This window comes from Inquilinus limosus MP06, assembly GCF_000767795.1.
Lineage (GTDB): Bacteria > Pseudomonadota > Alphaproteobacteria > DSM-16000 > Inquilinaceae > Inquilinus > Inquilinus limosus_E.
In genome coordinates this window covers 1-4,482 of the sequence record NZ_JANX01000523.1, presented here as the reverse complement: position 1 = coordinate 4,482, position 4,482 = coordinate 1, and the positions used below count along the sequence as shown (strand labels likewise).

The 4,482-nt window shown below is 71.5% G+C and carries 4 protein-coding genes; 2 read left to right on the top strand and 2 right to left on the bottom strand.

Going from position 1 to position 4,482, the window contains the following annotated elements; all coding sequences use genetic code 11:
- Nucleotides 1–870 (bottom strand): amino acid ABC transporter permease (locus P409_RS27520; protein ID WP_152613570.1); only part of this gene is annotated, 870 nt, incomplete at its 3' end.
- A gap of 187 nt (nucleotides 871–1,057) precedes the next feature.
- On the opposite strand from P409_RS27520, the gene P409_RS27515 reads away from it, so the two are divergent.
- Entirely contained in the window at nucleotides 1,058–1,987 is a 930-nt protein-coding gene (locus P409_RS27515) for an ABC transporter substrate-binding protein (RefSeq protein WP_034845905.1), read from the top strand.
- A gap of 13 nt (nucleotides 1,988–2,000) precedes the next feature.
- Nucleotides 2,001–3,077 carry an LLM class flavin-dependent oxidoreductase gene (locus P409_RS27510; protein ID WP_052121470.1) on the top strand — a complete coding sequence of 359 codons (1,077 nt, stop codon included), beginning with the start codon at nucleotides 2,001–2,003 and terminating at the stop codon, nucleotides 3,075–3,077.
- Between the two features lie 22 nt (nucleotides 3,078–3,099).
- Here the strand turns inward: P409_RS27510 and P409_RS27505 are convergent.
- Nucleotides 3,100–4,482: penicillin-binding transpeptidase domain-containing protein (locus tag P409_RS27505; RefSeq protein ID WP_034845903.1), on the bottom strand; the 1,383-nt coding region annotated here is incomplete at its 5' end.

The following is a 4,482-nucleotide window of genomic DNA, read 5'->3' as shown; positions in this document are numbered from 1 at the left end:
GATCAGGTACCAGACGGTCGCGACCATCAGCAGCGGGATCACCGCCAGGTTGCGGCGGTAGATCACCTGCACCGTGTAGAACAGCTCGGGCAGGGCCAGCACGTAGACCATGGACGTGCCCTTGGCCAGGCCGATCAGCTCGTTGAAGGCGGTCGGCAGGATCGCCCGCATCGCCTGCGGCAGGACAATGCGGAAGGCCTGGCGGCGGCGCGGCAGGCCCAGCGCCGCCGCGGCCTCCAGCTGGCCCTGGTCGACCGACAGGATGCCGCCGCGGATGATCTCGGCCGAGAAGGCGGCCTGGTTCAGGCTCAGGCCGAGGAGCGCCGCGGCATATGGGCCGAGCAAGGAGACTGTGGGGTATTCGCCGAAGACGATGTCGGTGAACGGGACGCCCAGCCGCACCGTCTCGTACAGGTAGCCCAGGTTGAACAGGATCAGCAGCAGCACGATCAGCGGGATCGAGCGCAGCAGCCAGATGTAGCCCCAGGCCAGGCCGGACAGCAGCGGCGATTTCGACACCCGGGCGAGGGCCAGGCCGGTGCCCAGGAGGAAGCCGAGGGCGGAGCCGCCGGCCGTCAGCAGGATGGTGCGGCCGAGCCCGTCCATCACCGGCTCGGCGAAGAACCACTGGGCGAAGACATCCCATTCCCAGCGCGGGTTGGTCAGGATCGAGGACAGCACCGTGATGATCACGGCGGCCGCGAACAGCGTGCCGGCGGCGCGGCCGGGATGGCGGGCGCCGACGACGCGGTGGCGGGAATAGTCGCGCCCCTCCGGCAGGTCGCGGCGGCGCACGGCCTCGGGCGCGGCCTCCGACAGGCGGGGCAGAAGGCGCGGGCGGTCCTGCAGGTCGATGTCTGGGCTGGTCATGCGGTCTCGCAATCGGCTGTCGCTGCTGGGTGCCGCCGGACCGTCCGCCGGTCCGCCGATCATATAGAACAGTTAGAATCTGCATAAACTGCAGTTTCAACATATCTATTGCGCATATATAAATTCATACTGTCAACTGAGTCCGTATATTGATCGGCGCATCGGGCGCAGGCTCAGGAGGGATGGAATGTTCGGATCGATCTCCAGACGGGCGGCCGCGGCCCTGCTCCTGGCCCTGGCGGCCGGCGCGGGGCCGGCCCTGGCCCAGAGCCTGGACCTGAGCCCGGAGCAGCCGGGCCGCCTGCGGGCGGAGAAGGACGCGGCGATCGCCGCGACGATCCCAAAGGATTTCCGATTCGCCGAGGAGGGCATGCTGACCGTGGCGGTGGCGCCCGGCCAGCCGCCGATCGCCACCTATGCCACCGATGCGCGGACCGTCGTCGGCGCCGACCCGGACCTGGCCCAGCTGGTCGCCGATGTGCTGGGGCTGAAGCTGAAACTGATCGCGGTGGCCTGGGCGGACTGGCCGCTGGGCCTGGCCTCCGGCAAGTACGACGCCGTCATCTCCAATGTCGGCGTCACGGAGGAGCGCAAGCAGCGCTTCGACTTCTCCAGCTACCGCAAGGGCCTGCACGGCTTCTATGTGAAATCCGGCAGCCCGATCATGGCGATCCGCGAGCCGAAGGACATCGCCGGGCTGCGGATCATCACCGCCTCCGGCACCAACCAGGAGCGGATCCTGCTGGAGTGGAACCGGCAGAACCAGACCCGGGGCCTGGCCCCGGCCGAGCTGCAATATTATGACGACCAGGCCGCCTGGGGTCTGGCGATCCAGGCCGGGCGGGCCGACGCCCTGTTCAGCGTCAACGCCGCCCTGGCCTATCAGGCCCGCGACGGCAGCCTCAAGCCGGTCGGGACCGTCAGCTCCGGCTGGCCGCTGGATGCCGAGGCCGGCATCACCACCCGCCGCGGCAGCGGCCTGGCCGATGCCTTCACCGCCGCCATCAACGAACTGATCGCGGACGGGAAATACGCCGGCTCGCTGGCGCGCTGGAACCTGTCGGCCGAGGCGATCAACCGGTCGCGGACGAACCCGCCCGGCCTGCCGGCATTCTGACGAGGGCCGCATCATGGCATCGATCGACCATGCCGGGTTCCTGACTCCCGGCAGCTTCCCGGAGGCCAACCCGCAAGACGGGCTGGAGAAGGCGCTGCGGCTCTTCGCCCATGGCGAGCGGCTGGGCTTCGACAGCGCCTGGATCCGGCAGCGGCATCTCGAGCCCGGCGTGTCCTCGGCCGCCGTGTTCCTGGCAGCGGCGAGCCAGCGCACCCGGCGCATCCAGCTCGGCAGCGCCGTGATCCAGATCGGCTATGAAAGCCCGTACCGGCTGGCCGAGGACCTCTCCACCGTCGACGTGCTGTCGGGCGGGCGGCTCAATGTCGGGCTCAGCGCCGGCGTGCCGCCGCATGCCGACCTGCTGGGGCCGCGCGTCTTCGACGGCGACTGGACCGGCTACGACCTGTCCTACGGCCGCGTGGAGCGGCTGGTCGACAACCTGCGCGGCGGCTATCTCGGCGCGCCGGACCGGGTGGTGGTCAACGCCGCCGGCCGCCACCGGCCCAGGCTGCAGCCGGTGGCCGAGGGGCTGGCCGACCGCGTCTGGTACGGCGGCGGGTCGCTGCGCTCGGCGGAATGGGCCGGTCGCGCCGGGCTGAACCTGCTGATCGGCAACGTCACCTCAGGCGAAGGCACCGACGATTTCTTCACCGCCCAGCGGCGGCAGCTGGATGCCCATCGTGGGGCTTGGCGCGGGGCACGCGAGCCCCGGATCGCGCTCGGCCGGGTGATCGTGCCGTTCGACGGCGCCGATGACTGGACCCGCGCCCGCTACGCCGAATACGCCGCCGGCCGGCGCGAGCGCACGCTGGCGCCGCAGGGCGAGCGGCGGACCCTGTTCGCACCGGATCTCGTCGGCCCCTCCGACCGGATCCTCGAGGCCCTGGCCCGCGACCCGGTGCTGGCGGAGGTGTCGGAGCTGCGGCTGGAGCTGCCCTACGAATTCCGGCCCTTCGAATACGAGCAGATCCTGGGCGACGCGGTGCGCCACATCCTGCCGCAGCTCGGCTGGACGCCGGCGGCGCAGGGCGGATCTGTCGCTGTGCCCCATCCCGGCCCGGCCGAGGCCTGGATGCCGCAGGGGAAATAAGGGACCGCCCCGGGCGGATCTCCTATTCCACGACGATCCGCACCGGGCGCGATTCCCCATCCTGCAGCGGCAAGCGCAGCTGGAAGCGGTGGGCGCCGGGCGCCAGCGGCCAGTACACCGTCTCGTCCGGCCGCGCGGTGCGGAACGGCAGCCCGTCGACATACCAGACCACCTGGCTGACGCCGGGGGCGGTTGCGGCCTTCAGCGCCAGCCGGTCCAGAGCCGGCGGCATCTCCGGATTGCGCCAGATCCGGGCGTTCTGCTCCGGCATCGTGATCGACAGGCGCGGCGGGTCGGCGGTACCGATCGCGGGGCCGTCCGGCGATCGGGCGACGGCGGGAACCATGGCCGGCGCGGCGGCATCCGCCCGGACCCATTCGACCAGCCGCTGGCGGCAGAAATCGGGGGAGGGGCCGCCGGCCGGCACGCACAGCTCGACCGGCCTGTACGCCCGCGGCGTCGGGAAGCCGGCATCCAGCAGGTCGCCGGGCCGGGCGCCGTGCAGCGTCATCAGCACGTCCTGCGCCAGCTTCGCGGCCGATCCGGCGCCGGCGACCTGGCGCATGGTCCCGGCATCCGGCCGGCCGAACCAGACCCCGACCATGTAGTCCTGCGACCACGCCACCACCCAGGCGTCGCGATAGCCCTGCGAGGTGCCGGTCTTCAGCGCCACCGGGAACGGGAACTCGGTGGTGCCGTAGCGCGGGAAGCTGGGCAGCCGCGCCATCGGGTCGGACAGGAACAGCGTCACCAGCCGGGCGATGTCGGCCGACAGCACCCGGCGCGGCGGCGCCAGCGGCTGGCCGCGATACCACACCAGGTCGCGCAGCACCCCGTCATCGGCCAGGGCACCATAGGCCCGCACCAGCCGGTCCAGGCTGGTCGGCAGCGACCCGATCGCCATCGACAGGCCGAAGCTCTCGGCGGGCACGTCCAGGTCGTGCAGTCCCAGCTCGCGGAAATAACGGAAGCCGCTGTCCAGCCCGACCCGGCGCAGCAGGTTGGTGGCCGGAATGTTGCGCGAATTGGCCAGCGCCTGGCGTGGCAGAACAGGCCCGAGGAAGGTGCGGTCGGCGTTGGAGATGCCGGACGCGCCCTCCGGCATGTCGGCCATCACGTCGGTCGGGCTCAGCAGGGTGCGCTGCATCGCCAGGGCGTAGATGAAGGGCTTCAGCGTGCTGCCGGGCGACCGCACGGAGCGGCTGAAATCGATCGACCCGCCATTGGCGCCGCCGTAGCGGGCGGAGCCGATATCGGCCAGCACCTCGCGGTTGTCGCGCCGGGCCACCACCACGGCCACCTGCTGCGCCCCGGCCGGGGACAGTGCCCGCAGCTGGCGCCGGGCCGCGGCCGTCACCGTCTCCTGCACCCGCAAATCCAGCGTGGTGCGCAGCCGCGGGTCGCT